Here is a 22969-nt window from a genome sequence, read left to right as displayed (position 1 = left end):
CCATGACTGTTACTGAAACCCATATCCCCGCATCGAAGGCGCCCACCACCGTGGAACACGTCCTGACCCTGGACTGCCCGGAAGGGCCCGGCATTGTGCACGCCGTGTCCGGGTTCCTGCTGGAGCACGGCTGCGACATCATCGACAACAAGCAGTTCGGTGAGCGCTCCGAAGGCCACTTCTTCATGCGCGTGCACTTTGTCTCCGAAGGCGATGAGTCCACGCTGGAGAAGCTGCGGACCTCGTTCGCCCCGGTGGCGGAGAAGTTCGGCATGCGCTGGCAGCTGGAACGCCACGGGTCCAAGCGCAAGGTGCTGATCATGGTGTCCAAGTTTGGGCATTGCCTCAACGACCTGCTGTTCCGCGCCCGGGTCGGCGAACTTCCCGTTGAGGTGGTGGCCGTGGTGTCCAACCACCGGGACCACCAGGCACTGGTGGAGTGGCACGGCATCCCGTTCCACCACATCCCGGTCACGGCGGAGACCAAGCCCGCGGCCGAGGCTGCGCTCATGGAACTGGTGGACGGGCTCGACGTCGAACTCGTGGTGCTGGCCCGCTACATGCAGGTGCTCAGCGACGACCTGACCCGCAAACTGGACGGCCGGGCCATCAACATCCACCATTCGTTCCTGCCCAGCTTCAAGGGTGCCAAGCCGTACCACCAGGCGTACGCGCGGGGCGTCAAGACCGTCGGCGCCACCGCGCACTATGTCAACGCTGAACTGGACGAGGGACCCATCATCGCCCAGCAGGTGGTGGAGGTGGACCACACTTACGGGCCCGAAGACCTGGTGGCCGCCGGCCGCGACACGGAGTGCAAGGCCCTCTCCAACGCGGTGAAATGGCACTGCGAGGGCAGGGTCCTGCTGCAGGGAAACCGCACCGTGGTGCTGCGGTAGGCCTACTCAACTGAATACTGTCAGCGCGGCTGGCTGCCCTTTCCGGGTGACCGGCCGCGCTTTGTCATGCCCGGCTGACTCTCCCCATGTTTAAGCGCGCCCGACGGCGTGTCCCCGCCACACGCCGTCGGCTGTGAGTGGTGCGGGCGGAAAGGTGGGGAATCTCAGCGCGGCGGCAGCGGCGGGAAGATGCCCGGACCTGCACTGCGCTGACAATCAACAACTCGTCGCTGGTGGACAAAGGGCTTCGGCGCCCCGCTGCCAAGCTGGATTCCACCGCAATTTTCCTGAACTCATGACCGTTAAGAAGGATCAAATGAGTATTTCGAATTCCGAGCCCCGGACCACTGACGCTCCGGCCAAGGAGCATTCAACGGCACTGCGTGCCGGCAGCATCGGCGTCCTGGGCATCCTCTTCTTCGTCCTGTCGGCACAGGCTCCCCTCACGGGGATCGTGGGCGCCTCGCCGCTTGCAGCAGCGCTCGGTAACGGTGCCGGCGCACCCGGCGCCTACCTCATCGTGGGCATCGTCATCGTGATCTTCGCAGTGGGGTTCGTGGCGATGAGCCGCAAGATCCAGGCCAACGGCGCCTTCTACGCCTACGTGACGGCGGCATTCGGCAGGCGGACGGGAGCCGGTGCGGCGTGGCTGGCACTGCTGGCCTACAGTACCGTCCAGGCCGCCATGTACGGGCTCTACGGCGCTGCCTTCTCCGGGCTCCTAGCCTCTGCCGGGCTGGCCATTCCCTGGTGGTTGCCGGCCCTGGCCACCATGGCCGGCGTCCAGGTTCTGGGCTCCCTTAACATCGAACTCGGTGCGCGCGTGCTGGCCGTGCTGGTGGGCCTGGAGGTGGCCATCCTCCTGATGTTCGGCTTCGCCGTGCTGTTGCACGGCGGCGGCCCGGAAGGCATCAGCGTGGCCGCGTCCTTCTCCCCGGAAGCCATCGGTGCAGGAGCTCCCGGTGTTGCCATCATGTTCGCGGTGGCCTCCATGTTCGGCTTCGAGTCCACGGCCATCTACTCCGCCGAGGCGAAGGATCCGCACCGCACTGTGGCCCGGGCAACCTACCTGTCCGTCGGCGTGATCTCGGTGTTCTTCGCCTTTATTTCCTGGATGCTGGTGAGCTATTACGGGCCCTCGCAGGTGATGGACGCCGCGGGTGCCGCGCTCGAGTCAGGGGATGCCACCTCCTTCGTGCTGGGCCCGCTGGTGGAACTGTTCGGCCCCTGGGCGGGCATCGTGGCCGGCATCCTGCTGGTCACCTCGCTGCTCGCCGGCATCATCGCCTTCCACAACGGCATCAACCGGTACCTCCACTCCCTGGCACTGCGTGGTTCCATGCCCGCCGTCCTCGCCCGGACCAACCGGCACCGGGCACCTGCCGTGGCAGCCTGGGTCCAGTCCGCCACCGCCGTCGTGCTGGTGGTGCCCTTCGCCATCCTGGCCCTGGATCCTGTCCTGACGCTGTTTTCCTGGTTCAGCGGCCTGGCCGTGGCGGCACTGCTGGTGCTGTACATGCTGTGTTCCGCGGCCGTCGTCGCGTTCTTCCGCCGGGAGCGCGCGGGAGCCCAACTGTGGCAGACCCGCGTCGCTCCCGTCCTGGCGGCGGTCCTGTTGGCCTGGGTTTTGTCCCTGGTGGTCAGCAACTTCACCGCCCTCATCGGCGGCAGCGCCGAGACTGCTGCTGCCCTGCTGGTGGCGGTCCCGGTGGTCTTCCTGGCGGGCGTCCTGGTGGAATCGGCCATCCAGCGACGCCAGCACGTTGGCTCCCTGGGCCACGCGCTCACTTAGCCGGCAGGGACTCTCTGGCCCGGCGCGGAACATCCTGTCCGCGCCGGGCCAGCGCGCGTGCCGCCACGAACAGCCCGGCCAGGAGCAGCGCGGCCAACCACGCAACGGCGGCCGAACGCGGCCAGAGACCGGCCAGGCCCAGGAAGGCGGGAACAGTGGCAGTAACCTGGCTGGCCAGCACCAGCGCCCAGCCGGTGAACGGCTCCAGCCGCGCGGCCCCGAGTGCAGCAGAGGTGAACAACAGCCCCCACAGCACCGCCCAGCACACCCAGAGCACCGCGAGCAGCGGGTCCGTACCGAGCCAGGCGCCCGCCAGCAGCAGGCCGAAGAACGCCACCATGCCGCAGAACCAGCCCAGGCCCGTCGAGCCCAGCCCCAGCAGGCCATCCAGTCCGGCATAGGCGTACGTCAGCCCGAAAAGGAACATGCCGGCGGCCGCCAGAAGGTCTTCAGTGCCGGTACTCCCGGTGGAAAGATGGACGACGCCGAGCACCAGCTGGGTGCCGCCGAGCAGCAGGCTGAAGGTGGCGGCGTCGATGCGGGGGAGGCGTTCGAGGGTCGCCAGCCCGTTGATCAGCAGCGCGGCCCCGGAGAGAAGCAGGCAAATGAAGGGCATCAGCGCGCCTCCGCTAGAGAGAATCGCTTGAACCAGGCTCTCACAATGTGGAATATCCTTGTCACATTACGGAGATTATCGGACCTGGACCGGTCCGCCTACTGCTCCCCGGTCGTAATCCGATAAGTTGAAGGGTAAACCTATGGGGCGACGTTGCTTTTGCGCTGTCCCTCGTTTCGGCTCAGAGGTAAGGAACAGTTCATGGACGCACGGCTCGAAGCCATTAAGGACACCGTACTGGCCCGGAATCCCGGTGAGGCGGAGTTCCACCAGGCAGTGGTGGAGGTCTTCGAAAGCCTTGGGCCGGTCCACGACAGGCATCCGGAATTCCTGGAGGCCGCCATCCTGGAACGCCTTTGCGAGCCTGAACGCCAGATCATTTTCCGCGTTCCGTGGACCGATGACGCCGGCCGCGTCCAGATCAACCGCGGTTTCCGGGTGGAATTCAACTCTGCGCTGGGCCCGTACAAGGGGGGCCTGCGCTTCCACCCGTCCGTCTACCTGGGCATCGTCAAATTCCTCGGCTTCGAGCAGATCTTCAAAAATGCCCTGACCGGCATGCCGATCGGCGGCGGCAAGGGTGGCTCCGATTTCGATCCGCGGGGCCGCAGCGACGCCGAAGTGATGCGCTTCTGCCAGTCGTTCATGACCGAGCTCTACCGCCACATCGGCGAATACACCGACGTTCCGGCCGGCGACATCGGCGTGGGCGGCCGCGAGATTGGTTACCTCTTCGGCCAGTACAAGCGGATCACCAACCGCTACGAGTCCGGAGTGCTCACCGGCAAGGGCATTTCCTGGGGAGGCTCCCTGGTCCGTCCCGAAGCCACCGGCTTCGGTACCGTCATCTTCACCCAGGAAATGCTGAAAACGCGCGGGGCGTCCTTTGATGCCCAGCGCGTGGTGGTGTCCGGCTCCGGCAACGTGGCCATTAACGCCATCGCCAAAGCCCAGTCCCTCGGAGCCGTGGTGGTGGCCTGCTCCGACTCGTCAGGGTACGTCGTGGACGAGTCGGGAATCGACGTCGCGCTCCTCCGCGAGGTCAAGGAAGTGCAGCGCGGCCGCCTGAAGGATTACGCGGAACGCCGTGGTGGTGTCACGTATGTGGACGGCGGCTCAGTGTGGGACGTCGATGCGACCGTGGCGCTTCCCTGCGCCACGCAGAACGAGCTCGACGGCGCTGCTGCCGCCCGCCTGGTGGGCAACGGCCTGCTCGCCGTCGGCGAAGGCGCCAACATGCCCTCCACCCGCGACGCTGTTGCGGTGTTCCAGGAGGCGGGCGTCCTGTTCGGGCCGGGCAAGGCCGCCAACGCCGGGGGCGTGGCAACCTCGGCCCTGGAAATGCAGCAGAACGCCAGCCGCGATTCATGGTCCTTCGAGCACACCGAAGAGCGGCTGACCGAGATCATGGTGGGCATCCACGACCGCTGCGCCGCCACCGCAGAGGAGTACGGCGAACCCGGCAACTACGTGCTCGGTGCCAACATCGGCGGGTTCGTCAAGGTAGCCGACGCCATGCTGGCGCAGGGGTTGATCTAGGAAACGCCTGCATCAGCCCCGGCGCCATTCGCTGGGTGAAACACCAAAAGCATCCCGGAACGTGCGGCTGAAATGCGCGGCGTCCAGGAAGCCCCAGCAGGCGGCAACCGTGCCGACGGACTGCCCGGCATGCAGCGGGTCACGGAGGTCGCGGCGTGCGCCTTCGAGCCGCTGCGTCCGGATCCAGCTGGCTACGGTGGTCCCCGACTCGTGGAAAACGTTGTGCAGGTGCCGGGTGGAGATGAAATGCGCCGCGGCGATGCTTGCCGGTGACAGCAGGGGATCGGCCAGGTTGGCTTCGATGTACTCGCGGACCGAGACGGCCAGCAGGGCCTGCGGCTTCATGCGGTCCGGCGTGATGTCCATTTCCGCGTGCAGCATGGTGGATACCAGGTCCAGGGCGTTGGTAGCCAGCCTTGAGCCACTGGGACCGTTCAGGACGTCCAGGTTCGCCGACAGTTCGCGGATGAACTGGCCCACCATTCCGCTCAGGCCCCCGCTTCCCATGCGCACGGCGGCGAGCTGCCCCACGTAGTCCGCGGGCAGGGACAGGGCATCGCAGGGAAACATCAGGACCATGATCCTGGTGCTGTCCTCGAAGGCAAGGGTGTACGGGCGGTTGGTGTCGTAGATTGCCAGGTCGCCGGGCTGGAGGACGGCTTCGCGGTTGTCCTGGATCAGCAGGCCCGTGCCTTCCAGCTGCAGGTTCAGCTTGAAATAGCGCTCATGGGACTGTGCGATCAGTGCGGGGGTGCGGTGGACCTCGTGGGAGGTGGCGGTGACCTCCACGACGGACATACGGTCCAGCACCCGGGCCCGCATGCGGCCCTGGAAGCCGTCAACGTCGGCGGTCCGTGCGGCGAGAGGAACGAAGGATTCCGCCACCAGGTGCTTCCAGTGGTCAAACGACGCGGCCACCCTGGAGGTCAGGTCCTGGTGTGGGATGCGGGCTGTGGTTGCTGCTTGCATGGATGTTCCTCGCGACGGATGGCCACTTCACGTTTCCCCCGGAACTGTGCCCTGCGACACAGTTTTCCCAGACTAGCGGGCGGATACTCTTTTTTCAACGGTCGGCGAAAATAAGAAGTTCGTCTTTCCAGCCGCAGCCCAGACTCCCGTGCCATGATCGGGGCCATGAGGTCCATGACGGCTGCCGGTGACCACTACCGGAACTTCAACTCCCGCGCGCACCACTCCCGGCTCCGGATGGTGGTGATGCTCGCCGTCGGCCTTGTCGCGGCACTGGCGGTTGGCACCTTCGGCACGTGGACGTATGCCCCGGCGCTCGGCTGGGCCGCCGCCTCGGCCACCTACCTCATCTGGGTCTGGAGCGTCATCGGGCGCCTGGGCCCTGCGGCCACTGCTGCCCATGCCAGGCGGGAGGATCCCGGCAGGGTCTTTTCGGACGCGCTGGTCCTGGGTGCCACCGTGGCCAGCTTTGCGGGGGTGGCCCTGATCCTGCTTGACGCCGCCAGTGAGCAGGGAGGTGCCAAGGATGCCACGGTTGCCATGGCGCTGGGCAGCATTGCCCTCTCGTGGTTCCTGGTCCACACACTGTTCACCTTGCGGTATGCGGCCATCTATTACCGCGACGGCACGGGTGTGGATTTCAACGAAGGGAGCCAGCCCCGGTACTCGGACTTTGCCTACCTGGCCTTCACAGTGGGCATGACGTTCCAGGTATCGGACACCGACCTGAAGACCACTGCCATCCGCTCTACGGTCCTGCGCCAGGCGCTGCTTTCCTACCTGCTCGGCGCCATCGTCCTGGCCACCACCATCAACCTGGTGTCGGGGCTGATCCACTGAGCGTCCCGGCGTCCCGGCCAAGCCGGGCGCTTAAACGCAATGGGTGCAACTCCGGTTGGAGTTGCACCCATTATGCGAGCGCCGACTAGTCCTTCTTGAAGGCGTCCTTGACGTGTTCGCCGGCCTGCTTAATATCCGACTTTGCCTGGTCCGTCTGGCCTTCGGCCTTCAGGCTCTCGTCGCCCGTGGCGTTTCCGGCAGCTTCCTTGCCCTTGCCGCCGAGCTTCTCTGCAGCGTTGCCGATCTTGTCATCCAAACCCATGGAGATGCTCCTTACAGTTCGTGCTCGCTCCGGCATCTGCCAGAACCTGACCCACCAATAGTAAGCATACTTTCGAGTTTGCCGCTCATTTCCGGCCGGGAATTTTGCCGAGGAGCGCGAGATAGCCCTCAAGCTGGGCGGCATGGCCAAAATCCGTTTCGCCTTCCGGCGCCAGGGCCGCCTCGATCTGGGCTCCCAGCAGCATGTTCAGCAGCTGCCCGGCAAGGATGGAATCGTCGACGGCGGCGGTCACGTCGCCGCTGTCCCTCGCCTCTCCCAGGAAGCGCCGGATGGCAACCAGCCATTCATTCATTGACTGCTGGTGGATCGCCGCCTTCCGGGGGTCGTTGATGGCCCGTTGCCAGAACGGGACTACGATGCGTGCCTCGTTGACGCGCTCTTCGTCGAGGGGAAGGACCTCGAGGGAAAAGGCGCGCAGCGCGTCCAGGCCCGTCCGCCCGGCCGTGACCTCTGCGATGCGCCGGTTGGTCCTGTTGAAGACGTGGCTGAAGGCGAATTCGAGCAGGGTGTCCTTGGTGGGGAAGTAGGGTTTCAGGGCACCGTTGGCAAAGCCTGCCTCCGTGGCGATCTCGCGCATGGTGGCGCTCTCAAGGCCCTGCCGGGCGATGATCCGCCAGGTGGCATCCATGAGTTCCAGGCGGCGCTCATCATGGTCAACTATCTTCGGCACCGCGGCCACTCCCCGGAAATTTTTCGCTCAGACTCTTGTGGGCCATGTTACGGACGTTTATTCTCTACAACTATAGAAAATAAACCAGTGGCCGGTGACGGCCCGGACAAAGGCTCTTCCCATGACTCTCGCAGCAACCGAAACCGCCTCCGCCTTCCGCCTGGCAACCGCGGAGGAAATCCTGGACGTCCGCGCCCTTCTGCAGGCGGAAGGCCACCTGGGCCCCCAGCACCGCATCGCCTATCTCGGCCTGCTGGATCCGGCGCGGGGCGCGGAACCGCAGGCGGACCGCCGTTTCCGGGTCTTCATCCACGACGCCTCGGGGGCTGCGCCGAGGGACGTCGTTGTCTCCGTTACCCAGCAAAAGGTGCTCTCCGCCGTCGTCCTGGACACTGCAGTGACCGGCGAACTGCCGGTTTTGGAGGAGGAGTTCGAAGTGGTGGAGTCCCTCCTCGCCACTGACGAACGATGGCTTACGGCACTCGCGGTCAGGGGCCTCGATGTCCAAAAGGTCCGCGTGGCCCCGCTCTCGGCCGGCGTCTTCGAATACGGCGAAGAGAAGGGCCGCCGCATCCTCCGCGGCCTGGCGTTCGTGCAGGATTTCCCCGAGGACAGCGCCTGGGCACACCCGGTGGACGGCCTGGTGGCCTACGTGGACGTGGTCAGCAGGGAAGTCACCCAGGTCATCGACCTCGGTGCCATGCCCATCCCGGCCGAGCACGGCAACTACACCGACCCCGAACTGACCGGGCCGCTCCGCGAAACCCAGAAACCCATCAGCATCACCCAACCGGAGGGCCCCAGCTTCACCGTCACGGGCGGCAACCACGTGGAGTGGGAAAAATGGAGCGTGGACGTGGGCTTCGATGTCCGCGAAGGCGTGGTCCTGCACAACCTCGCGTTTCGGGACGGCGGCCGGAAGCGGCAGATCATCAACCGCGCGTCCATCGCCGAGATGGTGGTGCCGTATGGTGACCCGTCGCCCGTCCGGTCCTGGCAGAACTACTTCGACACCGGCGAATACCTGATTGGCCAGTACGCCAACTCCCTGGAACTGGGCTGCGACTGCCTGGGTGAGATCACCTACCTCAGCCCGGTCATCAGCGACGCCTTCGGCACCCCGCGGGAAATCCGCAACGGCATCTGCATGCACGAGGAGGACTGGAGTATCCTCTCCAAGCACTCCGACCTCTGGAGCGGCGTCACCTACACCCGCCGCAACCGCCGGCTGGTCATCTCCTTCTTCACCACGATCGGCAACTACGACTACGGCTTCTACTGGTACCTCTACCTGGATGGAACCATCGAATTCGAGGCCAAAGCCACCGGCATCGTGTTCACCTCCGCGTTCCCCGAGGGCGGCTCGGACAACATCTCCCAACTGGCGCCAGGCCTGGGCGCCCCCTTCCACCAGCACCTCTTCAGCGCCCGGCTGGACATGGCCATCGACGGCTTCACCAACCGCGTGGAGGAGGAGGACGTCATCCGCCAGGCCATGGGGCCAGGAAACGAACGGGGCAACGCGTTCTCCCGCAGGCGTACCGTCCTGGCCCGCGAGTCCGAAGGCGTCCGGGAAGCCGACGCCCGCGCCGGCCGCACCTGGATCATTTCCAACCCGGGGTCAAGGAACCGGCTGGGCGAGCCCGTGGGCTACAAACTGCACTCCCACAACCAGCCCACGCTGCTGGCAGACCCGGACTCCTCCATCGCCCGCCGCGCCGCCTTTGCCACCAAGGACCTCTGGGTCACCCGGTACGCCGAGGACGAGAAGTACCCCACGGGCGACTTCGTGAACCAGCACGCCGGCGGCGCGGGCCTGCCCGCCTATGTCGCGCAGGACCGGGACATCGACGGCCAGGACATCGTGGTGTGGCACACCTTCGGCCTGACCCACTTCCCCCGGGTGGAGGACTGGCCCATCATGCCCGTGGACACCGTCGGCTTCAAGCTGCGGCCGGAGGGCTTCTTCGACCGCAGCCCGGTCCTGGACGTTCCCGCCAACCCCAACAAGCAGGAATCCTCCTGCCATGCCGAGGGCAGCAGCGGTGGCTGCCACTAGCCTGACCCCCGCCCCGGCAGGGAGCACGACGGCGGCTGGACGGGACCGTGCCCTGCGGGTCCATGCCCAACGGCCCGGCCAGCACGCCCGGCTGGTTGCCATCGTTACCGCCGTCTCCTGCGCGGCCCACGTATGGCTGGCCGTATCCGGGCGCCACGGCACGTGGCTTGGCGTGCTCATGCTGGCACTCACCGCGGTCTGCGCTCCCTGCGCGGTCCATATCTGGCGGCACAGCCGGGTGGGTGCGCTGCACCAGGTCACCATCGCTGCCGTGGCGATGGCTGCCCTGCATGCAGCACTGCTGCTCGGCGCCGGCGGTGCCGGGCACGCGCACGGCGGCCAGCCGCCGTCGTCCGCTGGAAGCGGCTCCGGCAGCACGGACCTGTTGCTGGTTATTGCCCTGGAACTAACGACGGCGGTGCTCGCCGCCACGCTGGTAGCCCGGCTCCGGCGGTCCTGCCGGTAGGCCGTCGAGGCTCAGCCGGCGACGCCGAGCGGGCGGGCCACGTGCAGCTGTTCGTGGTCAACCAACCACTGGATGGATTCGAAGATTGCCTGCTCCGGTTCGTACCGCGGCGCGTAGCCGAGCACGGAGTCCGCTTTTTCGATGCTGAAGCACTGGCTGCGGTAGAGATGGTTCCAGCTCGCATCCGCGTGCTCGCGGGAGGTGTTCCCGCGGAAGCGGTCCCACGAAACTGTCTCCAGCACTGCAGCGTGGCCGAACCAGGCGGCAGCGATGTCCGCATAGCCGCGCACCGTCAGCGCGGTAGGGGCAACGATGTTGAAGTCCTGCCCGGCGGCCGCTCCGCGCCGGGCAATCGCCTGTTCGAACGCCTGCGCGACGTCATCGGCGTGCACATGGTGCATCAGCTCCGTGCCGCTGCCGGGAATCCGAAGGGGCTGGCCTGCAGAGATGGTCTGCCAGACGGTGGGATCGAGGTTGCCCAACGGACCGACCGGCTGCCATCCCGGCCCCACAATGTGGCCGGGATGCAGGGACGTGGTGGCCAGGCCGCCGCTGGCGGTTTCTTCCTTCAGCATCAGGGCAATCCGGTTCTTCTGGATGCCATATTCGCCAAAGGGTGGAGCAGCGGAATCCGAGCCCTCCCTGATGGGCAGCTTCAGGCTCTGCCCGTACCGCCAGACGGAGCCGCAGTGCAGCAGGTGCCCCACCTCGCCCCGCAGCCGCTGCACCAGCTGCGCCGCCGATTCGAGGGTGAAGCAGACCAGGTCCACCACGACGTCCGGTTTGAGGGCCGCCACCCGGTCCGCGAACGTTTCGTCCCGGTCTTCCGCCTCACGGTCTGCGGTGACGTGGTGCACCTGCTGCCACTCCGGTGCCTCCGTGTAAGGCCTGCTGGTGCCGCGGGTGATGTTGGTGACCTCATGGCCGGCGCGGACCAGCCGGGGGACCAGGAACGACCCGATGTGGCCGCTGCCGCCGATGACGGTGACTCTCATTGCTCTCCGATCGTTGCGTTTCCTCAAACGGTAGGGCCGCAGCAGCGGGGAAAGGGAGGGCCTGCGGACCTCCCTTTCCCCGTGGTTGGCGGCGGGCCGCCGGTCACTCCGGCTTGGCGTACTCCGCGGCGCTCATCACTTCGTAGCAAACGTAGGTCTCGCTGCCCTCCACCCAGGCATCGTGCCCGGCCGGAATGGAGTAGGCGTCACCGGCGTGGATGGTCATCCTGCCTCCATCGACCAGTTCAACGGTCAGGGTTCCGGCTACGCAGACGCCCAAATGGCTGACCTGGCAGCTGTCCGTGTGGACCACCGTCTTGACGGTCTCCGACCAGCGCCAGCCGGGTTCGAAAGTGAAGCGGCCCAGGGTGGTACCGCCGAGGGTGACGACATCGACCTGCGTCATGGGCGGCCGGCGCTTTTCATCCGGCTCATCGAAGGATTTTGATTCAAGGTCCTTGACCGTTACTGCGGGCATTTCAGGCTCCTGGGAAGGAGGGGGTTGTTTAGTTCACCCGGGCGTGCGGGCGCTCCGGGAGGATGGTCCGCCAGGGAGGGGTGTGCCCGTCCGGAACCTGCCGAACCTCGTGTGCGACGATCCCAATCTGCTCCGCCGCAGAGGTGATGTCAATGCTGTTTTGCCCCGTCAAACCACTCCCGGGCCGGGTTGGTCACAGCCGGGGCGGAACGGTCCACATCCGGCTGCGCAGCCCACCGCACGCCGTTGGCCAGGACCCGCTGGACCTGCGGATGGTGGTACACCGGGTACTCCTGGTCGCCCGGGCTGAAGTAGAAGATGCGGCCTTTTCCGCGGGTGAAGGTGACGCCGGACCGGAATACCTCACCGCCGGCAAACGAGCTGATGAAGATCAGGTCGTCAGGGTCCGGGATGTCGAACAGTTCGCCGTACATCTCCTGCTCCGGGATGACGATGGGGCTGTCCACCCCGTCCGCGATGGGGTGGGACGGCTTGACGGTCCACACCAGTTCGCGCTGGCCGTCATTCCGCCAGGCAAGGGAGCAGCTGGTACCGAGCAGTCTGGTGAAGATCTTCGAGAAGTGCCCCGAGTGCAGCACGATCAGTCCCATCCCGCCCAGCACGTGCCGGTGGACGCGCTCGACGACGGCGTCCCCCACCTCGGCGTGCGCGATGTGGCCCCACCACAACAGCACGTCAGTCTCCGCGAGCACCTCTTCGCTGAGGCCGTGGTCGGCGCCGGTGGCCAGGACCGCCGTCGTAATCTCCGCGTCCGGAAAGTGGGAGCGGAGGCCGGCGGCGATGGCGCCGTGGATGCCGTCCGGGTATATCTCCCCGATGTGGGACGGCTCATTGTTGGCTTCGTGGACGCCTTCGTTCCACACCAGGATCCGCAGTTCGCCGTCCATCAGAGCCGAACCTCCCTCTGCTCGCGTGCGGACTGGTAGCACGCGTCGATGACCTGCGCCCGGTACAGCGCCAGGGATCCGTCATGGTTGGCCCAGACGTTCGCGCCGCCGCGCACGGCGGTGACAAAGTCCTCCACCACTGCATCGTGTGCGCGGCCCGGCAGGACCGGGGGCAGGTAGTCCGCGGACTCCCCGTCCTTGTCCGCGAACACCCGCAGCCGGCCCACCGGCGGAAAGGGGGCCCCGTGCACCCTGAGCTCGGCACCGCCGTCAGTACCGTACACGGTGAAGTCCAGCTGGTCGTCGGTTTCCCGGTAGGCAGCCCAGCTGGCCTCGACCAGCAGGGTCGCGCCGCCCTCCAGCCGCAGCAACGCCGTGGCGAAGTCTTCCACGTCGAAGGCATGGCTGGTGGCGTGGGCGGAGAACCGGCTTCCGCCGCCCCGGCCCTGCGGACCCAGTTCGGCATGGGTGGCTGCGGATACCGCCACCACCTTCGGCTCGCCGAGGAGGTACAGGGCGAAGTCGAGCACATGGACGCCGATGTCCGCCAGGGGGCCGCCGCCTGCGAGCTCCGGGTTGGTGAACCAGCTGCCCAGCGTGGGGATGCCGGCGCGCCGCAGCCACGAGGCCTTCGCGTAATACGGCCGGCCCAGGCCGCCGCCGTCGATCACGTCCTTGAGCGCCCTGATGTCCCCGCGGCGGCGGTGGTTGAAGGCGACGTCAAGGACGCGGCCGGCTTTGCGGGCGGCGTCCACCATGGCCTGGCCTTCCGCAGCGTTGCGGGCGATCGGCTTCTCGCTGAGCACGTGGAGGCCCCGTTCCAGGGCGGCGATGGCGATCGGGGCGTGCAGGAAGGTGGGCACTGCCACGCTGACCGCGTCCAGGCCGCCGTGCTCCAGCATGTCCTCCCAGCCGGCGAGGGCGTTCGGGATGGCGTATTCGGCCTGCAGGGAGTCCCGGAGGTCCTGTTCCATGCCGGCCACCGAGACGATGCTTACTCCGTCCAGCGCCGAGTAGGCCTTGAGGTGCTGCTGGCCGGCCCAGCCGATGCCCACCACCCCCACCCGTAAGTCCGGGACGGGGGTCTTTGCTTCGGCGGGTGCCTGCGGGTCAGGGGACTGCTCATTGCTCAACGGGTACACCCTCTCTCTTTGCTGGACGCGTACCCCCATCCCCTCGAAACATGCATTTAACCTTCCGGCCCGACGCGTGAAACACAGCCTTGGATACTCTGATGCAACAAGGTTTACTGTAACTAACCAATTGGACAGGAATGTTTCGATGACCAGTGTCGCAACCCCTGCTGTAACCCCCGCCATGGAGCCGGCCCTTGCGTCCGCCGCTCCCGCCTCCGAACCGACGATCACCCTCGCCGACATCGCCCGCGCCCATGACATCCGCTTCCTCCTGGCCACCTTCGTGGACATGACCGGAAAGCCCTGCGCCAAGCTCGTTCCGGTGGAAGCCGCCCACGAACTCGAAGCGGGCGCCATGGGCTTTGCCGGCTACGCGGCCGGCCTCATCGGCCAGAAGCCCCAGGACGGGGACCTCATCGCCGTCCCGGACCTCGCCTCCTTCACCCCCGTCCCCTTCATCAAGGAAGGGCTGGCCATCATCCACTGCGACCCGCACGTCGACGGCAAGCCCTGGCCCTACGCCCCGCGCGTCATCCTCAAGAACGCCCTCGCCCGCCTGGCGGACCAGGGAATGCAGGCCAAGGTAGGCGCCGAGGTGGAGTACTTCCTGGTCAACAGGAGCGACGACGGGACGCTGAGCACCGCCGACACCCGGGACGATTCGCCCCGCCCCTGCTACGACGCCCGCGGCGTGACCCGGATGTATGAGCACCTCACGTCCATCAGCGACGCGATGAACTCACTCGGCTGGGGCAACTACGCCAACGACCACGAGGACGCCGCCGGCCAGTTCGAGCAGAACTTCACGTACGCCGATGCCCTCACCACCGCCGACCGCGTCATCTCGCTCCGCTACATCCTGAATATCCTGGCCGGGCAGCGCGGCATGACCGCCACCTTCATGCCCAAGCCGTTCACGGACCGCACCGGCACCGGCCTGCACTTCCACCTCTCGCTGTGGTCGGGCGCGGACGCGCTGTTCCCGGGGAAGGACGGAAACACGGACGACGGCGGACGCGGCCTGGGGCTGTCCGGCCTCGCGTATTCCTTCATCGCCGGAATCCTGGACCACGCCCCCGCGCTGCAGGCCTTCCTCGCCCCCACGGTCAACTCCTACAAGCGCACCGGCGCCACTACCAGTTCCTCCGGCGCCACGTGGTCGCCGCGGAAGGCCTCCTACGGGGGCAACGACCGGACCCACATGATCCGCGTGCCGGACAACGCGAGGCTCGAACTCCGCTCCGGCGACGGTTCCGCCAACCCCTACCTCGCCGTCGCCACCGTCATCGCCGCAGGGCTGGACGGCGTGGAGAAGGCACTCGACCCCGGGACGCCATCCGGGCCGGGGGAGTCCAAAGCGGATGCCCATCTCCTGCCGGCCACCCTGCTCCACGCCGTGGAAGCGCTCCGCAGGGACCCGGTCATCCTGGCCAGCCTCAGCGGCGATCCGGAGATCGGAACCTACTACGCAAACGCCAAGGAAGAGGAGTTCCTCAGCTGGCACAACCAGGTCAGCGACTGGGAAATCCGGACGTACCTCACCTCGATCTGACCACTACCCCGTAAAGGAATCCCACCATGTGCGGAATCGCCGCGCTGCAGCTGCGCAATCCCTCGCTGCACCCCAAGATGGGCAGCCTGCTGTCCTCGATGCTCTGCCAGATCGTGGACCGCGGACCCGACTCCGCAGGCCTCGCCGTCTACAACACCCCGGGCCTGCTGTCGCCGGGCAGGTCCACCTTGAGCCTGCTCGGCAGGGACCAGGGAATGACGACGGCGGCACTCACCGCAGGCGTCGCGGCGCTCCTGCCGTCTGACGCGGCAGCAGCAGTGCAAGTGGTGGGCGACACCACCCTGGTGGGCGCCGCCGTCGGGACGGACCTCCTGGTGAAGGCCGTCACCGAAACCGTGCCCGCCGCCACCATCATTGGCCGCGGCGAACACGTGGCCGTGATGAAGAGCGTGGGACACCCGATGGAGATCGCCGCCCACCACGGGCTGGAGGCGATGGCCGGCAGCCAGGGCCTGTCCCACACCCGGATGGCCACCGAGTCGGCCGTCACCGCGGGCGGCTCGCACCCCTTCTCCGTGGCCGACGACCTCTGCCTGGTCCACAACGGCTCCTTCTCCAACCACGCCACGGTCCGGCGGAACCTGAAGCGTGAGGGCGTGGTGTTCGACTCCGAGAATGACACCGAGGTGGGCGCCCGCTACGTCGCCTCACGGCTGCAGCAGGGCGACACCCTCGAGGAAGCATTGGTGAACCTGGGCAACGTCCTGGACGGCTTCTACACCCTGGTGGTCACCACCGCGGACAGCATGGCAGTGGTCCGCGACCCCATCGCCTGCAAGCCGGCCATCATCGCCGAAACCGAGGACTACGTGGCCATGGCCTCCGAATACCGCGCCCTCGCCGGGCTGCCCGGCATCGACAACGCCCGCATTTTTGAACCGGAACCCGGAAAGGTCTACACATGGTCACTCTGACAGCCCCCGAAAGCCTGGAAACTGCAGTTACTGCCGAGGCACCCACCGTGGTGGACCTTTCCGGCTCCCCGGTCCGCAGCCTGAACCAGGCACTCCACAACGCGGCCGACGGCCAGTCCTGGACCGTTGCCAACCCCGGCGGCAAGCACAGCCTCGCCGTCGGCATCAACGCCGACGTCTCGGTGACCATCGACGGCCATGCCGGCTACTACGCCGCCGGGATGCACCAGAAGGGAACCGTGACCGTCAACGGCAACGCCGGCGTCGGACTGGCCGAGAACATCATGTCCGGCAGCGTCCATGTGAAGGGCGACGCCTCCCAGTCCGCCGCCGCCACCGGCCACGGCGGCCTGGTGGTCATCGACGGGAACGCCGGCGCCCGCTGCGGGATCTCCATGAAGGGCGTGGACATCGTGGTGGGCGGCAACATCGGCCACATGTCGGCGTTCATGGCGCAGGCCGGCCGCCTGGTGGTGTGCGGTGACGCCGGGGACGCCCTGGGCGACTCGATCTACGAGGCGCGGATCTACGTCAAAGGGACGGTGGCCTCCCTCGGTGCGGACTGCGTCGAAAAGCCGCTGCGCGAAGAGCACATTGCCGAGCTCGCGGAACTGCTGGCTGCCGCCGGCCGCACCGACAACCCTGCCGATTTCAAGCGTTACGGCTCGGCCCGGAACCTCTACCACTTCCACGTCGACAACTCGACTGCCTACTAGGAGGCCCCCATGACCATCACCTCCGTTCCTGCCGCGGGCGCAGCACCTCTCCAGGACCTTGCTGAACAGGGCCTGCGGGAGTCCGCCACCTTTGACCGCGCCACCATCGCGGACATCCAGCGCGCGGCCGCCACCGGCGTGTACGACATCCGCGGCTGGGGCGCCAAGCGCAAGGTCCCGCACTTCGACGACCTGCTGTTCCTCGGCGCCTCCATGTCCCGCTACCCACTGGAGGGCTACCGCGAAAAGTGCGACACCGACGTCGTCCTCGGTGACCGGTACGCCAGCCGCCCGCTGCACCTGGAGACCCCGGTGACCATTGCCGGCATGAGCTTCGGCGCCCTGTCCGCCAACGCCAAGGAAGCGCTGGGCCGCGGCGCGTCCGAGGTGGGCACCTCCACCACCACGGGCGACGGCGGCATGACGCCTGAGGAGCGCGGCCAATCCAAACACCTGGTGTACCAGTACCTGCCCTCCCGGTACGGCATGAACCCGGACGACCTCCGCAAGGCTGACGCCATCGAGATCGTGCTCGGCCAAGGCGCCAAGCCCGGCGGCGGGGGCATGCTCCTGGGCCAGAAAATCACCGAACGCGTCGCCGGGATGCGCACCCTGCCGGTGGGCATCGACCAGCGCTCCGCCAGCCGCCACCCGGACTGGACCGGCCCGGACGACCTCGAAATCAAGATCGGCGAGCTGCGCGAAATCACCGACTGGAAGACCCCCATCTACGTCAAAATCGGTGCCTCCCGCCCGTACTACGACACGGCGCTCGCCGTGAAGTCCGGCGCCGACGTCGTGGTGCTGGACGGCATGCAGGGCGGCACCGCCGCCACGCAGCAGGTGTTCATCGAACACGTGGGGATCCCCATCCTCGCGGCCATCCCGCAGGCGGTCCAGGCGTTGCAGGAACTGGGGATGCACCGGAAGGTCCAGCTGATCGTCTCCGGCGGCATCCGCACCGGCGCCGACGTCGCCAAGGCCATGGCCCTGGGTGCCGATGCAGTGGCCATCGGAACCGCCGCGCTGATCGCCCTCGGCGACAACGACCCCCGCTACGCCGCCGAATACTCCGCCCTCGGTTCGGCCGCCGGGTTCTACGACGACTTCCAGGACGGCCGCGACCCCGCCGGCATCACCACCCAGGACCCTGAGCTCTCCTCCCGGCTGGACCCCGTGGCCGCCGGCCGCCGGCTGGCCAACTACCTTCGTGTCCTCACCATGGAAGCCCAGACCATCGCCCGGGCCTGCGGCAAGTCGCACCTGCACAACCTGGAGCCGGAAGACCTGGTGGCACTGACCATCGAGGCCTCCGCCATGGCCCGCGTGCCGCTGGCCGGCACCAGTTGGATCCCCGGCGCGCAGGGGAGCTTTTGATGGCCGACCCGTCGGATTATGTGGTGGTGGGCGCCGGCCTGGCCGGCGCCGCCACCGCGTGGCAGCTCGCAGCGCGCGGCCACCAGGTCACCCTGCTGGAGCGCGACGTTCCCGCCGCCCACGACGGCAGCTCGCACGGCTCCGCCCGGATCTTCCGCTACGCCTACCCGGACCCCTTCTACACCCGGGCCGTGCTCGATTCCAAAGACCTTTGGGACGGGCTCGCAGCGGACGCCGGCGTTGAGCTGATCACGCCGTTCGGTGCGGTGGACCATGGCCCCAAACGTCAACCCGCCCTCCTCGCTGAGGTACTGGCCCGTGCCGGAATCGACCACGAGCTGCTGTCGGCCGCCGACGCCCGCAACCGCTGGCCGCAGATCGCGTTCGACACCGAGGTCCTCTGGCATCCCGGTGCGGGCGTGATCGACGCCGAAACCTCTGTCAACGCCATGGTGGCCCTCGCGGTCCGGCACGGGGCAAAAGTCCTGACCGGCTGGAGCCTGGACCGGGTGGAGCAGCTGGGCGGGGCCGGCTACCGGCTGCACTCCACCACGGGGGAAACACTCGACGCCGGCAACCTCGTCATCAGCGCCGGCGGCTGGCTGCCACGGCTGCTGGACTCCCTGCCACTGCCGGCCGGGTTCCTCGCCGGCCTGCCGGAATTTACCGTCCGCCAGGAGCAGGCCTTCCACTTCAGGTACCGGGAAGACCCCGGCTTTTCCGGCACCAACTGGCCCACCTTCATCCACAAGGCCGGCGACCTCCAAACCTACGGCCTCCCCGGCGGCCGGGATGCGGATTTTGCCGGGCAGAAAGTGGCCGAATACAACGGCGGCCCGCGGATTCGGTCCGCCGCGGACCAGACCGGAGTGGTGGACCCGGCCAACCGTACCCGCGTGGTGGACTACGTCCGCCGCTACCTGCCTGGCCTGGACCCCGAACCTTACGCCGAAACCACCTGCCTGTTCACCAACACCCCCACCGAGGACTTCCTCATTGACCGGGCGGAGAACCTCACCGTCGTCTCACCCTGCTCGGGCCACGGCGCGAAGTTCGCCCCGCTGACCGGGCAGTGGGCGGCGGACCTGGCCACCGGTGCCGGGTCAGTTCCGGACCGGTTCCGGAGCGCCTCCTCCCCGGCACTCACCACGTAGAACGGACAACCGTGAGCCTTTCCCGCACAGCACCAGCGCCGCACGCGGTACCCGCCGAAACTGCGGGCGCACCCACCGTTGCCGGCCTCCTGAAAGAGATTTCCGACGTCGGCCGCGACAGCACCCGCGGCGGCTACTCCCGCCCGGTGTTCTCCACCGCCGAAACGGACCTCCGCAGTTGGTTCATTGAGCAGGCGGCCCGGCGCGGGCTGGACGTGCACACCGATGCCAACGGGATTATCTGGGCCTGGTGGGACACAGCAACCGGAGTGCGGAAAGACGCCGTCGCCACCGGAAGCCACCTCGATTCCGTCCCCGGCGGCGGCGGGTATGACGGCCCGCTGGGGGTTGCCTCGGCGCTGGTTGCCGTCGACCTCCTCAAGGCCCGTAACTTCCGGCCCCGGCGGCCCCTGGTGCTCGCGGTGTTCCCGGAGGAGGAAGGCTCCCGGTTCGGCGTGGCCTGCCTTGGCTCGCGGCTCCTCACCGGCCGACTGGACCCGGACAAGGCCCGCAACCTCCGCGACGCGGACGGCAACACTTACGCCGACGCCGCCGCGGCGAACGGGCAGGACCCGCGGTTCATCGGCGCCGACCACAAGGCCCTGCAGCAGCTGGGGGTGTTCGTGGAACTGCATGTGGAGCAGGGGAGGGGACTGGTGGACCTGCACCAGCCGGTGGCCATCGGGTCCTCCATCCTTGGCCACGGCCGCTGGAAACTGAGCATCACGGGCGAGGGAAACCACGCCGGAACCACGCTCATGAGGGACCGGCGCGACCCCATGATCGCAGCGGCCAAAGTCACGGTGTCCGTCCGGGACACCGCCCGGAAGTACAAGGAGGCCCGCGCCACGGTGGGCCGGCTACAGCCCGTCCCCGGCGGTACCAACGTGATCGCCTCGCGGGTGGATCTCTGGATCGACGTCAGGCACCCGGAGGATTCGGTCACCGCCGCGCTGGTGGAGGCCATCGGGTTGAACGCCCAGGTCATCGCCGCGGAGGAAGGCTGCACAGCCGTCCTGGGCACGGAATCGTTGAGCCCCACAGTCCATTTCGACGGCGGCCTCCGGGACCGGCTGCAGCAGCTCCTGCCTGCCGCCCCGGTGCTGGACACCGGCGCAGGGCACGACGCCGGGGTGCTGGCCGCGAACCTGCCCACCGCAATGCTGTTCGTCCGGAACCCCACCGGCGTATCGCATTCGCCGGACGAACTCGTGGAGGACAGCGACGCCGAAGCCGGCGCGCTCGCCCTGGCGGACTCCCTTGCCGGGCTGCTGGGCGGGGCAGTGTGATTGGCCACGACCGTCGTCGTACGCCGGGCCTACCGCGGCCCGCCTAAGATGGCAGGCATGACCGAACAGGCCGGGGACCACGGAACGGACCAACCCGCAGAGGACGCTGCCGGACAGGTTGCCGGCCGGCTGGAGCAGGTCATCGCGGCGCAGGTCCGGCACTACCGCACGTCGGCCGGCTTGTCGTCGGCCGAGCTCGCAGCCCGGACCGGCCTGTCCAAGGCCATGATCTCCCGGGTGGAAACCGCCACCACTTCCTGTTCCCTCACCACCTTGCAGCGGCTGGCCGACGGCCTCAACGTTCCGGTCACCGCACTGTTCCGCGGCGCGGACACCGACCGGGACGCCACCTTCACCAAGAGCGGCCAAGGCAGCCTCACCGTCCGGAGCGGCACCCAGCACGGCCACGAATATCGCGTGCTGGGAACCCTCAAAGGCCGGACCGATGCCATTGAACCCACCCTGGTGACCCTCACCGACGCCAGCGACGTGTTTCCCCTGTTCCAGCACCCGGGCACCGAGTTCATCTACATGCTCGCCGGGAAGATGGTCTACGGCCACGGCTCCTACGAGTACGCCATGGAACCGGGGGACTCCCTGCTCCTGGACGGTGAAGGCCCGCACGGCCCGCTGGAATTGCTGGACCTTCCCATCCGGTTCCTGGCGGTCTCCGCCAAATAATGCCCGTTACTGGTGGCTCCTGCAGTCGCTTCCTGCGTGCTGCGGGACCCCTGAAACTCGCCTGTGGATGACCGAAACGATCATTTAACACACCGGAAACCCACCCGGGAATTGCCGCCATAAAGTTGGAATCAGACGGCAACAGCCGCCCCTCCCGCTGAACGTGGTTTCTCCGGCCACGTCCCTCCGCAGAGCGGCTCTGACGGCAATCGACCGTTCTCTCTTCGCATCACGAAAGGGGTTTCCCATGGATTCGGGAAATGTCGCTTGGATTTTGGCCAGCTCGGCGCTGGTGTGCATGATGATCCCCGCCCTGGCCCTGTTTTACGGGGGCATGGTGGGGTCGCGCCGCATTCTCAACATGATGATGATGTGCTTCGGCGGCGCCAGCCTGGTGGCCGTCCTCTGGGCACTGTTCGGCTACTCAATGGCCTTTGGCAACTCCGTGGGCGGCCTGGGCCTGATCGGTGACGTCACCGAATTCCCCGGCATGGGGCAGCTGCTGGCCAAGGATGATTCGGCGTCCATCCCGGTCATCCTGTTCGCAGCATTCCAGCTGTTCTTCGCCTGCGTCACCACCGCACTGGTTGCCGGTGCCGCCGCGGGCCGCATGAAGTTTGGCGCCTGGATGGTCTTCGCCGGCATCTGGGCCACGGTGGTGTACTTCCCCATCGCGCACTGGGTGTTTGCGTTCGACTCGGCGGACGGCAGCACAGTGGGTGGCTGGATTGCCAACGGCATCAAAGCCATCGACTTCGCCGGCGGCACCGCGGTGCACATGAACGCCGGCGCCGCCGCCCTGGCCCTGGCCCTGGTACTGGGCAAGAGCTCCGGCTGGCCCAAGGTGGAACACGCCAAGCCGCACAGCCGGCCGCTGGTCCTGGTGGGCGCAGGCCTGCTGTGGGTGGGCTGGTTCGGCTTCAACGCGGGCTCCGCGCTCGCCGCCGGCCAGTCCGCGTCCGTGGTGTTCCTGAACACCGCCGTCGCAGCTTCGGCCGGACTGCTGGCCTGGGCCCTTGTTGAGCGGGTCCGGCATGGTGCGGCCACCAGCATGGGTGCAGCATCAGGCCTGATCGCCGCGCTGGTCGCCATCACTCCTGCCTGTGGCGCAGTCAGCCCGCTCGGCGCACTGGCCATCGGCGCGATCGCCGGGGCTGTCTGCTCGCTGGCCATCGAATGGAAGTTCCGCCTGGGCTTCGACGATTCACTCGACGTCGTCGGCGTCCACCTGGTGGGCGGCATCCTGGGCACCCTGCTGATCGGCCTCTTCGCCACGGACAAGGCCCCGAACGGCGTCAGCGGCCTCTTCTACGGCGGCGGCTTCGACCTGCTTGGCGTCCAGGCGATCGCCACCGTCAGCGTCCTGGCCTACTCCTTCGGGGTCACCTGGATCCTGGCGAAGATCCTGGACAAGACCATGGGCGGCCTGCGCATCAAGCCCGAGGACGAACTGCGCGGCATCGACCTCGCGGCCCACTCCGAGCTGGCCTACCTGATGGACGAGGATCCGGTGGAGCTGGGCTCCCCGCAGCGGGTCTAGTTCCACTTCCACAAGCTGCCGGGCGCCCGCCTGCTGGGGGCGGCGCCCGGCATACCCCTTACGCGTCACGCGGCG

22 protein-coding genes are annotated in these 22969 nt (G+C 67.4%); 14 read left to right on the top strand and 8 right to left on the bottom strand.

The window, feature by feature from the left end; translation table 11 throughout:
• The first annotated feature begins 2 nt into the window (after positions 1-2).
• On the top strand, positions 3-899 hold the full coding sequence (purU, locus tag NIBR502770_RS16235) for a formyltetrahydrofolate deformylase (RefSeq protein ID WP_141159115.1): 897 nt from the start codon (positions 3-5) through the stop codon (positions 897-899).
• A gap of 316 nt (positions 900-1215) precedes the next feature.
• Positions 1216-2691 carry an APC family permease gene (locus NIBR502770_RS16230; protein ID WP_141182632.1) on the top strand — a complete coding sequence of 492 codons (1476 nt, stop codon included), beginning with the start codon at positions 1216-1218 and terminating at the stop codon, positions 2689-2691.
• On the opposite strand, the gene NIBR502770_RS16225 is transcribed toward NIBR502770_RS16230, so the two are convergent.
• Positions 2684-3307, bottom strand: a complete 624-nt coding sequence (locus tag NIBR502770_RS16225; RefSeq protein ID WP_141182631.1) for an AmiS/UreI family transporter — start codon at positions 3305-3307, stop codon at positions 2684-2686. The genes NIBR502770_RS16230 and NIBR502770_RS16225 overlap by 8 nt on opposite strands.
• 201 nt (positions 3308-3508) lie before the next feature.
• On the opposite strand from NIBR502770_RS16225, the gene gdhA reads away from it, so the two are divergent.
• On the top strand, positions 3509-4846 hold the full coding sequence (gene gdhA, locus NIBR502770_RS16220) for an NADP-specific glutamate dehydrogenase (RefSeq protein ID WP_141182630.1): 1338 nt from the start codon (positions 3509-3511) through the stop codon (positions 4844-4846).
• Positions 4847-4858: 12 nt separating this feature from the next.
• Here gdhA and NIBR502770_RS16215 read toward each other — a convergent pair whose 3' ends face one another.
• Positions 4859-5815, bottom strand: coding sequence for a helix-turn-helix domain-containing protein (locus NIBR502770_RS16215; RefSeq protein WP_141182629.1), 957 nt, complete (start codon positions 5813-5815; stop codon positions 4859-4861).
• A 165-nt stretch (positions 5816-5980) separates the two neighbouring features.
• On the opposite strand from NIBR502770_RS16215, the gene NIBR502770_RS16210 reads away from it, so the two are divergent.
• The gene (locus tag NIBR502770_RS16210; RefSeq protein WP_141182628.1) at positions 5981-6655 is read left to right on the top strand and encodes a DUF1345 domain-containing protein; all 675 of its coding nucleotides are present in this window, start codon (positions 5981-5983) and stop codon (positions 6653-6655) included.
• 85 nt (positions 6656-6740) lie between these two features.
• Here NIBR502770_RS16210 and NIBR502770_RS16205 read toward each other — a convergent pair whose 3' ends face one another.
• Both NIBR502770_RS16205 and NIBR502770_RS16200 read right to left on the bottom strand, forming a co-directional pair.
• Positions 6741-6917: a CsbD family protein gene (locus NIBR502770_RS16205; protein WP_141182627.1), complete on the bottom strand. Its 177-nt coding sequence runs from the start codon at positions 6915-6917 to the stop codon at positions 6741-6743.
• A gap of 85 nt (positions 6918-7002) precedes the next feature.
• Positions 7003-7608, bottom strand: coding sequence for a TetR/AcrR family transcriptional regulator (locus NIBR502770_RS16200; protein ID WP_141182626.1), 606 nt, complete (start codon positions 7606-7608; stop codon positions 7003-7005).
• A gap of 121 nt (positions 7609-7729) precedes the next feature.
• On the opposite strand from NIBR502770_RS16200, the gene NIBR502770_RS16195 reads away from it, so the two are divergent.
• Entirely contained in the window at positions 7730-9667 is a 1938-nt protein-coding gene (locus tag NIBR502770_RS16195; RefSeq protein WP_141182625.1) for a primary-amine oxidase, read from the top strand.
• Positions 9654-10133, top strand: coding sequence for a hypothetical protein (locus NIBR502770_RS16190; protein WP_371416467.1), 480 nt, complete (start codon positions 9654-9656; stop codon positions 10131-10133). The genes NIBR502770_RS16195 and NIBR502770_RS16190 overlap by 14 nt, the downstream gene beginning before the upstream one ends.
• 11 nt (positions 10134-10144) lie before the next feature.
• Here NIBR502770_RS16190 and NIBR502770_RS16185 read toward each other — a convergent pair whose 3' ends face one another.
• The 4 genes from NIBR502770_RS16185 to NIBR502770_RS16170 all read right to left on the bottom strand — a co-directional run bounded on the left by NIBR502770_RS16185 (position 10145) and on the right by NIBR502770_RS16170 (position 13647).
• Entirely contained in the window at positions 10145-11128 is a 984-nt protein-coding gene (locus tag NIBR502770_RS16185) for an NAD(P)-dependent oxidoreductase (RefSeq protein ID WP_141182624.1), read from the bottom strand.
• A 103-nt stretch (positions 11129-11231) separates the two neighbouring features.
• Positions 11232-11606, bottom strand: coding sequence for a cupin domain-containing protein (locus tag NIBR502770_RS16180; protein ID WP_141182623.1), 375 nt, complete (start codon positions 11604-11606; stop codon positions 11232-11234).
• Positions 11607-11755: 149 nt separating this feature from the next.
• Positions 11756-12514, bottom strand: a complete 759-nt coding sequence (locus NIBR502770_RS16175; RefSeq protein WP_210418879.1) for a ThuA domain-containing protein — start codon at positions 12512-12514, stop codon at positions 11756-11758.
• Positions 12514-13647 (bottom strand): Gfo/Idh/MocA family protein, encoded by a 1134-nt coding sequence (locus NIBR502770_RS16170; protein ID WP_246857298.1) that lies wholly within the window; start codon positions 13645-13647, stop codon positions 12514-12516. The genes NIBR502770_RS16175 and NIBR502770_RS16170 overlap by 1 nt, the downstream gene beginning before the upstream one ends.
• A gap of 148 nt (positions 13648-13795) precedes the next feature.
• Between NIBR502770_RS16170 and glnT the strand changes: the two genes are divergently transcribed.
• The 8 genes from glnT (at position 13796) to NIBR502770_RS16130 (ending at position 22894) form a co-directional block, all read left to right on the top strand.
• Positions 13796-15202 (top strand): type III glutamate--ammonia ligase, encoded by a 1407-nt coding sequence (glnT, locus tag NIBR502770_RS16165; protein WP_210418878.1) that lies wholly within the window; start codon positions 13796-13798, stop codon positions 15200-15202.
• Between the two features lie 26 nt (positions 15203-15228).
• Positions 15229-16137 carry a glutamine amidotransferase gene (locus tag NIBR502770_RS16160; RefSeq protein ID WP_141182621.1) on the top strand — a complete coding sequence of 303 codons (909 nt, stop codon included), beginning with the start codon at positions 15229-15231 and terminating at the stop codon, positions 16135-16137.
• Positions 16125-16853, top strand: a complete 729-nt coding sequence (locus tag NIBR502770_RS16155) for a protein glxC (RefSeq protein ID WP_141182620.1) — start codon at positions 16125-16127, stop codon at positions 16851-16853. The genes NIBR502770_RS16160 and NIBR502770_RS16155 overlap by 13 nt, the downstream gene beginning before the upstream one ends.
• A gap of 9 nt (positions 16854-16862) precedes the next feature.
• The gene (locus NIBR502770_RS16150; protein WP_141182619.1) at positions 16863-18230 is read left to right on the top strand and encodes an FMN-binding glutamate synthase family protein; all 1368 of its coding nucleotides are present in this window, start codon (positions 16863-16865) and stop codon (positions 18228-18230) included.
• Positions 18230-19384 carry an FAD-dependent oxidoreductase gene (locus NIBR502770_RS16145; RefSeq protein ID WP_141182618.1) on the top strand — a complete coding sequence of 385 codons (1155 nt, stop codon included), beginning with the start codon at positions 18230-18232 and terminating at the stop codon, positions 19382-19384. Before NIBR502770_RS16150 ends, NIBR502770_RS16145 begins: the two co-directional genes overlap by 1 nt.
• An 11-nt stretch (positions 19385-19395) precedes the next feature.
• Complete coding sequence (locus NIBR502770_RS16140; RefSeq protein WP_141182617.1) at positions 19396-20673, top strand: allantoate amidohydrolase; 1278 nt, start codon at positions 19396-19398, stop codon at positions 20671-20673.
• A 57-nt stretch (positions 20674-20730) separates the two neighbouring features.
• Positions 20731-21354: an XRE family transcriptional regulator gene (locus NIBR502770_RS16135; protein WP_141182616.1), complete on the top strand. Its 624-nt coding sequence runs from the start codon at positions 20731-20733 to the stop codon at positions 21352-21354.
• Positions 21355-21601: 247 nt separating this feature from the next.
• The gene (locus NIBR502770_RS16130; protein WP_141182615.1) at positions 21602-22894 is read left to right on the top strand and encodes an ammonium transporter; all 1293 of its coding nucleotides are present in this window, start codon (positions 21602-21604) and stop codon (positions 22892-22894) included.
• Positions 22895-22969 lie beyond the last annotated feature (75 nt).

The sequence above is a fragment of the Pseudarthrobacter sp. NIBRBAC000502770 genome (assembly GCF_006517815.1).
Lineage (GTDB): Bacteria > Actinomycetota > Actinomycetes > Actinomycetales > Micrococcaceae > Arthrobacter > Arthrobacter niigatensis.
Note: the sequence above shows the minus strand (reverse complement) of the source record. Positions and strands in the feature narration are given on the sequence as shown.

What these genes read in the sequence shown, in the direction of transcription:
- gdhA (WP_141182630.1), top strand. Translation starts at nt 3,509, where the DNA reads ATGGACGCACGGCTCGAAGCCATTAAGGACACCGTACTGGCCCGGAAT.
- NIBR502770_RS16230 (WP_141182632.1), top strand. Translation starts at nt 1,216, where the DNA reads ATGAGTATTTCGAATTCCGAGCCCCGGACCACTGACGCTCCGGCCAAG.
- NIBR502770_RS16215 (WP_141182629.1), bottom strand. Translation starts at nt 5,815, where the DNA reads ATGCAAGCAGCAACCACAGCCCGCATCCCACACCAGGACCTGACCTCC.
- NIBR502770_RS16145 (WP_141182618.1), top strand. Translation starts at nt 18,230, where the DNA reads ATGGCCGACCCGTCGGATTATGTGGTGGTGGGCGCCGGCCTGGCCGGC.
- glnT (WP_210418878.1), top strand. Translation starts at nt 13,796, where the DNA reads ATGACCAGTGTCGCAACCCCTGCTGTAACCCCCGCCATGGAGCCGGCC.
- NIBR502770_RS16225 (WP_141182631.1), bottom strand. Translation starts at nt 3,307, where the DNA reads ATGCCCTTCATTTGCCTGCTTCTCTCCGGGGCCGCGCTGCTGATCAAC.
- NIBR502770_RS16205 (WP_141182627.1), bottom strand. Translation starts at nt 6,917, where the DNA reads ATGGGTTTGGATGACAAGATCGGCAACGCTGCAGAGAAGCTCGGCGGC.
- NIBR502770_RS16180 (WP_141182623.1), bottom strand. Translation starts at nt 11,606, where the DNA reads ATGCCCGCAGTAACGGTCAAGGACCTTGAATCAAAATCCTTCGATGAG.
- NIBR502770_RS16150 (WP_141182619.1), top strand. Translation starts at nt 16,863, where the DNA reads ATGACCATCACCTCCGTTCCTGCCGCGGGCGCAGCACCTCTCCAGGAC.
- NIBR502770_RS16160 (WP_141182621.1), top strand. Translation starts at nt 15,229, where the DNA reads ATGTGCGGAATCGCCGCGCTGCAGCTGCGCAATCCCTCGCTGCACCCC.
- NIBR502770_RS16175 (WP_210418879.1), bottom strand. Translation starts at nt 12,514, where the DNA reads ATGGACGGCGAACTGCGGATCCTGGTGTGGAACGAAGGCGTCCACGAA.
- NIBR502770_RS16210 (WP_141182628.1), top strand. Translation starts at nt 5,981, where the DNA reads ATGAGGTCCATGACGGCTGCCGGTGACCACTACCGGAACTTCAACTCC.
- purU (WP_141159115.1), top strand. Translation starts at nt 3, where the DNA reads ATGACTGTTACTGAAACCCATATCCCCGCATCGAAGGCGCCCACCACC.
- NIBR502770_RS16155 (WP_141182620.1), top strand. Translation starts at nt 16,125, where the DNA reads ATGGTCACTCTGACAGCCCCCGAAAGCCTGGAAACTGCAGTTACTGCC.
- NIBR502770_RS16135 (WP_141182616.1), top strand. Translation starts at nt 20,731, where the DNA reads ATGACCGAACAGGCCGGGGACCACGGAACGGACCAACCCGCAGAGGAC.
- NIBR502770_RS16185 (WP_141182624.1), bottom strand. Translation starts at nt 11,128, where the DNA reads ATGAGAGTCACCGTCATCGGCGGCAGCGGCCACATCGGGTCGTTCCTG.
- NIBR502770_RS16195 (WP_141182625.1), top strand. Translation starts at nt 7,730, where the DNA reads ATGACTCTCGCAGCAACCGAAACCGCCTCCGCCTTCCGCCTGGCAACC.
- NIBR502770_RS16130 (WP_141182615.1), top strand. Translation starts at nt 21,602, where the DNA reads ATGGATTCGGGAAATGTCGCTTGGATTTTGGCCAGCTCGGCGCTGGTG.